The following is a 5,427-nucleotide window of genomic DNA, read 5'->3' on the forward strand; positions in this document are numbered from 1 at the left end:
GAACATGGCGGCGGTAAAGGTAACGGCACGGGGGAAGCGGAACGGAGCCGTCATGCCAATCCCCGCCCTTCCATCCCTAAATATTGCCGGTCTCCAGTCTAGAGAGCGCCCGGCGTTGCCGGGTAATGCAGGCGGCCGGCAATCTCGATCGAGTGCAACGGGAAAGGGGCTCAGGAGGGCCCGTGCGTGATCGAGCCGGGGTCATCCCTGGAGGGCCTTGTCGATGTGGTCGACGTTGGCGTTCATCCATTGCAGGTAGGTCTGGTCTGCGGGGAGGGTTTCGGTGAAGTCGATGACGGGTACCCCGGCTGAGGTGGCGGCGTCCTTGAGGGCCGTGGTCTGGGGTCCTTCGGTCTGGTTGTTGTAGGCGAGGAACTTCACGGACCTGGTGGAGATCAGGTCCAGGGTGTCCTTCATGACCGCGGCGGGAACGTCCTGGCCGGCTTCGATGGCGTGGCTGTATTCTGCGGGGGTTTTGTTGACGAGCCCGGCGGCCTGGAGCAGATAGAGCGGCACGGGTTCGGTGATGGCGACGGCCTCGCCGGTGTGATGTGCTTTCACGGCGGCGGCGCGGTCTTTGAGCTTGCCGAGATCGGCTTTGAACCGGTCGGTATTGGCGGTGTAGGTCGCGGTGTCGGCCGGGTCGACGCCGGCCAGGTTCTTGGAGACAGTGTCCGCGAACGCGCCCATGGTGTCGAAGTTATACCAGAGGTGTTCGTTGAAATCCGTGCCCGCGGTGGGGGACTGTGTGGAGAGCCCGGAAAGGTCGGTGACGTCGATGAGTTGGTGGTCACCGGTGGTATCTGCGGCGAGGGTCCTGAAGAAGTCATCGTAGCCGCCGCCATTTTCGACCAGCAGCCGGGCCTTGGACACTGTGAGCTTGTCCTGGGTGGTGGCCTGGTAGGAGTGCGGGTCCTGGGCGGTGGTGTGGATGATCGGGGTGACGTGGACCTTGTCGCCTCCGATCGCGTGGACAATGTCGCCGTAAACGTCAGTGGAGGTCACAACCTCCACGGTTCCCGACACGGGAGCCGGAGACGTTCCGGCCGTGCTGCAGCCGGCCAGCAAGACGGCGGCCGCCGCGATGACGGCCGTCCGTTGGGCCCGGGCAAAAGTTCCTTGGTGCATGGCAAGTCTCCTGTCAGTGGTTAATGAGAATGAATCTCGTTAAGCATACGTGGAACTTGTCCTTGCATGTTCCGAAGCCTGTTGACCGGCTCGATTACCATGGGGGCGGACCCGACCGGATGGGAACCGCCTTGTGGCGGACCGGAGGGCCGTTCCAACAACAGAAAACTCAGGTCTCATGTACACACGAATTGGGCGGCGCGTGTCCGCTGCCGTCACGGTCGCTGCCCTTTGCTTTTTCTCATCGCCCGCGGGCGCGGCCAGCGCCTCCACCTCCGAGGATCCCTACGCTAAAGAAGTCCTGGACTTGATGAACGCGCAACGGGCGACGGCAGGGCTGCCGGCTCTTCGGTGGAACCAGTCCATCTCGAATATTTCCCAGGACTGGTCCAACCATCTCGCTACGGCCACGAACAGTCCGACGTTCAGCTTCGCAACGATCCACCGCCCGGACGCGGGCGGGAACGAGATACCGGCCGGCTCGGACTGGTACCGCGAAATCATCGGCTTCAATTTCGCACCCGCTGACATCGTCGACTGGTGGGCCGGCTCTCCCGCGCACCGCGACGCAATGCTCTCCGGGTGCGCCACGGACGTAGGGATCGGCTACACCGTACCCAAGTCCGGGCCCTACGCGGGGTACCATCTGGTGGTTTCCAACCTGGCCGGATATCCGGGCGCGGGAACGATACCGGTGCGAAACGGTGCGCTTCTTTCCGCCTGGGTGGCGCAGGGATGCGCGGCAGGGCGCCTGGGGCAACCGACCGCGCCGGAGGCGCCCGCGGCGAACGGCGGCGTTTACCAGAGCTTCGAGCACGGGATGATCTACTGGTCGGCCGCCACCGGGGCCCACACGGTGTGGGGCGGCATATCGGCCAAGTGGGGGACCCAGGGCTCGGAGGCAGGCCGGATGGGCTACCCCACCTCCAATGAGATACCCGCGGCGAACGGCGGCGCCTCTCAGAGCTTCCAGTACGGGATGATCTACTGGTCGGCCGCCACCGGTGCCCACACGGTGTGGGGCGGCATATCAGCGAAGTGGGGGACCCAGGGCTCGGAGGCAGGCCGGATGGGCTACCCCACCTCCGATGAGAAACCCGCGGCGAACGGCGGCGCCTATCAGAGCTTCCAGTACGGGACGATCTACTGGTCGCCCACCACCGGGGCCCACATCTCGTGGGGCGGGATTCGTACTGCCTGGGCCGCGCAGGGCTTGGAACGCGGGCCCCTTGGGTACCCAATGAGCGATGAATACGTCCTCACTCCGGGGATGATCGCCCAGGACTACCAGGGAGGCCGCATCACCTGGTCCGCCGCCACCGGGACCAAAGTGTCACTCCGCAACTAACCTGCGCTGATGGCGTCAAAGCACTTCTGGCCCGGAGCACCCGCCAATGTCAGTGGGGTCCCCGGGAGCCCTCCCATGCTCCGACCGCCCCGGACTGGGATCGGCGGCCGTGTCACATTGAAGTGCGGTGCCTGGGACTTCCGGAAGCGTATTGGTCTGGGAGGTGGTGTAGCTGATGGGCTGGGGGGCGTAGGCGGGGCGTGGAGATTGCTCGGGCATCCGCGCCGGGGAGGGCGACGGGACTTGCCCGGGGTGCAGGGCTGAGGGGTTCGACGGGGTTGTCGGGCACGGGTAGTTGTAGTCGAGGTCTCCGGCGGTGAATTGGGTCATCGTGATGGTTCCGCCGGGTGTGAGCGGTTCGGACGCGCATTTCGCCTGCGCGGACGCCGTCGAGTCGGCTCCGGGGATCCAGTTCTTGAGCTTGTTCAGATTGCTGCCGGGACCGACTGTGCCGGCAATTTTTCCGAGCTGGTGGGCGGTGGAGTAGATCCCGACTTCCGCCCCGGTGCTCTGCAGGTATGCGGTCATGCCCTCCAGGTCGGCGGTGTTGGCCGCGGTGTCGGGTGACCAGCTGTTCCCGGTTTCCACGTCCAGCCACCACAGGTGGTGCGCCGGATCGGGGACGCCGCGCAAATTGGCATCGTCGAAGGCCAAGGCGTAGCCGTACGTGTAGGCGCAGGCCGGGCTGGAAGTGCCGTCGCAGACCCCGTAGGGGTTGGTGACCTTCTTCCCGCGGTAGGCGTTCGATGCGGGCCACCACGAGGATCCGTCGCGTCCCGGATTGGCGGTGTTGACGTACACCGGGACCGGGATTCCGGCCGCCGCACCGGCGGTGCCTGCGCCCCAGGCCAGCTGCGTGAGCAGACAGGGATTCTCCGTGCCCGGCCGGCCGCCGTTCACGCCGATGACGGCGAACTTCGCCGGATTCGGAAGACGGGCGCCGCACTGAGGCCAGGAGACGTCATATCCCAGCGCCGCGGCATCGGGAGGAGGGGACACCGGAGCATCGTCTGCGGCGCGCGCCGGGCCGGCTTGCCATCCGAATAGCAGGCAAGCCACAACCAAAATTTTTGCGGATTTCATCAACGGCCCCCGCCTCCGAACGGACAGCAACGGGCCGCCAGCGGCCCACTACGAAGCCTAGGAGTACCACCGATGACGGTCACGGGTGGTCGTTACTGGACTTCGCCACATGATTGCGGGCCGGACACGTGTCTTCTACTTGTTTCACCTGTTGCCGGCGCCGCGCGGCGGACCGGTGTGGCCGGCGGCGGCGACGCGGCCGGGGCGCCACGTAGTCACGGATGCGGTTGGCCGGACATCGGCCGCGGGGCATTTATCCTCGAATGATGAGGTTGAGCAGCTGATGGGTCATGGACATTCACACCCCGGGTCCGGCGGGAAGGATCTTTCCACCCGGGCGGTGGCCGGCCGGCGCAGGGCCAACATCCTGCTCCTGGCCGTCCTCGTCCCGCTGGCGGCGCTGACGGTGGCGGCGATGGTCCTGATGTGGCCCACGGGCAACCGCGGGGACCTGAAGATCTCGAGCCCGTATGCTGCCGCGCCCGGGGTCAGCTTCGATACCGGTACGGTGCTAAGCGCCGGCGTGGAGGACTGTCCTTCGTCGGCCCCGGTTGTCGCGGCCGGGGGCACCGGGACGAAGTGCCTCGTCGCCCACACCCAGCCGGACCAGGGCGGCAATCTTGTCGCCGTGGAGATCACCCCGGAGATTGCCAAGTCCCACGGGGTCAAGGCAGGGGACCAACTGCGTTACCTGAACCTGTCCAAGGTTGCCCCGGCCAGCGGAGGATCGCAGTTCGTCTTCGTGGACTTTGTCCGCACGGTCCCCGTGCTGCTCCTGGCGCTGCTGTACGCCGTGACTGTGATCGCCGTCGCCCGCTGGCGCGGCCTGCGCGCGATCATCGGGCTCGTCGGCGCCTACGTCATCCTGGCCTCGTTCGTGCTGCCTGCCCTGCTGGAGGGCCGCCCCGCCCTCCCGGTGGCCCTGGCCGGCGCCTCGGCCATCATGTTCGGGGTCCTGTATTTCGCCCACGGATTCTCCGCGCGCACCTCAACCGCCCTGCTGGGCACCCTCTTCGGTCTCGGCATCACCGCACTTCTGACCACGTGGGCGGTCTCGGCCGCCTACCTGACCGGCATCGGGGACGAGAACACCTACCAGCTCATCAACGTCTCCGACAAGCTCTCCATCTCCGGCATCATCACGTGCGGGCTGATCATCTCGGGTCTGGGCGTGCTCAACGACGTCACCATCACCCAGTCCTCCGCCGTCTGGGAACTCTACGAACTGGCCCCCGCGACGACGGCGCGGAACCTGTTCACCTCCGCGATGCGCATCGGCCGGGACCACATCGCCTCCACCGTCTACACCATCGCCTTCGCCTACGCGGGGGCCGCCCTCCCCGTGCTGATTCTGGTCATGCTCTACGACCGGCCGCTGCTGGACGCCCTCACCAGCGGCCAACTCGCCGAAGAAGTCGTGCGCACCCTCGCCGCCTCCATCGGACTGGTCCTGGCCGTCCCCGTCACGACCCTCCTCGCCGTCCTCGTCGTCAAAGCCACCGCCCGGACCCGGGGAGACGAGCACATCAGCCCGCCACAGGAACCACACCCCCCTGCCGGGACCGCCGCGGCCCCGCACGACGACATCGACGACAACGCAGCGCTCGAAGCCGTCTACGAATCCCGCCGCGAACGCCGCCAGGCGACACAGGGCGCCGGCAGATAGATTTCCATAAACCGCCGGCAGCCGCCGCCCGCGGCCAGGTCCAGGCCTGAACCCCACGGAATTGAAGCCTGCGACCTCGCCTGCAAAACGCGCTCAGGGCGCCTAAGCGCGAAACGGGCCTCGCTGCGCTCAGGCTCTAGAAGCGTTCTTCTTGTCTTTTTTGCTGCTGTCCGTTGGATCCTACGTGCCCGCTCCACCGGCT

4 protein-coding genes are annotated in these 5,427 nt (G+C 66.5%); 2 read left to right on the top strand and 2 right to left on the bottom strand.

Going from position 1 to position 5,427, the window contains the following annotated elements; genetic code table 11:
* Nucleotides 1-201 precede the first annotated feature (201 nt).
* The gene (locus HNO80_RS17545; protein WP_175324135.1) at nt 202-1,128 is read right to left on the bottom strand and encodes a metal ABC transporter solute-binding protein, Zn/Mn family; all 927 of its coding nucleotides are present in this window, start codon (nt 1,126-1,128) and stop codon (nt 202-204) included.
* Nucleotides 1,129-1,306: 178 nt separating this feature from the next.
* On the opposite strand from HNO80_RS17545, the gene HNO80_RS17550 reads away from it, so the two are divergent.
* Nucleotides 1,307-2,476, top strand: a complete 1,170-nt coding sequence (locus HNO80_RS17550; RefSeq protein WP_175324136.1) for a CAP domain-containing protein — start codon at nt 1,307-1,309, stop codon at nt 2,474-2,476.
* Between the two features lie 15 nt (nt 2,477-2,491).
* Here HNO80_RS17550 and HNO80_RS17555 read toward each other — a convergent pair whose 3' ends face one another.
* Nucleotides 2,492-3,475: a glycoside hydrolase family 25 domain-containing protein gene (locus HNO80_RS17555; protein WP_175324137.1), complete on the bottom strand. Its 984-nt coding sequence runs from the start codon at nt 3,473-3,475 to the stop codon at nt 2,492-2,494.
* Nucleotides 3,476-3,842: 367 nt separating this feature from the next.
* Between HNO80_RS17555 and HNO80_RS17560 the strand changes: the two genes are divergently transcribed.
* Nucleotides 3,843-5,225, top strand: a complete 1,383-nt coding sequence (locus HNO80_RS17560) for a YibE/F family protein (protein ID WP_175324138.1) — start codon at nt 3,843-3,845, stop codon at nt 5,223-5,225.
* Nucleotides 5,226-5,427 lie beyond the last annotated feature (202 nt).

Source organism: Arthrobacter sp. C9C5 (genome assembly GCF_013359735.1).
In the GTDB taxonomy this organism is placed as follows: domain Bacteria; phylum Actinomycetota; class Actinomycetes; order Actinomycetales; family Micrococcaceae; genus Arthrobacter.

What these genes read in the sequence shown, in the direction of transcription:
- HNO80_RS17545 (WP_175324135.1), bottom strand. Translation starts at nt 1,128, where the DNA reads ATGCACCAAGGAACTTTTGCCCGGGCCCAACGGACGGCCGTCATCGCG.
- HNO80_RS17550 (WP_175324136.1), top strand. Translation starts at nt 1,307, where the DNA reads ATGTACACACGAATTGGGCGGCGCGTGTCCGCTGCCGTCACGGTCGCT.
- HNO80_RS17560 (WP_175324138.1), top strand. Translation starts at nt 3,843, where the DNA reads ATGGGTCATGGACATTCACACCCCGGGTCCGGCGGGAAGGATCTTTCC.